Genomic DNA, 232 nt, shown 5'->3' with positions numbered 1-232 from the left:
CGAACTATTCCTCGTCTATCAACCGATCGTTGATATTAACACCCGCGCCATTCTGGGCGCGGAGGCGTTGTGCCGTTGGGTTTCTGCGGAGCGGGGGATCATTTCACCGCTGAAGTTCATTACCATTGCTGAAGATATCGGGTTTATCAATGAGCTGGGTTATCAGATTATTAAAACGGCAATGGGTGAATTCAGACATTTTAGTCAGCGTGCGTCGCTGAAGGATGATTTC

General features: G+C 48.3%; 1 protein-coding gene. It reads left to right on the top strand.

The genetic code is table 11. The features are described 5' to 3' along the window. Positions 1-232 (top strand): EAL domain-containing protein (locus tag FN960_RS24845; RefSeq protein ID WP_143850875.1); only part of this gene is annotated, 232 nt, incomplete at both ends.

The organism is Alkalicoccobacillus porphyridii, assembly GCF_007293315.1.
In the GTDB taxonomy this organism is placed as follows: domain Bacteria; phylum Bacillota; class Bacilli; order Bacillales; family Bacillaceae_D; genus Alkalicoccobacillus; species Alkalicoccobacillus porphyridii.
This window is presented reverse-complemented; position numbering and strand designations above follow the sequence as displayed.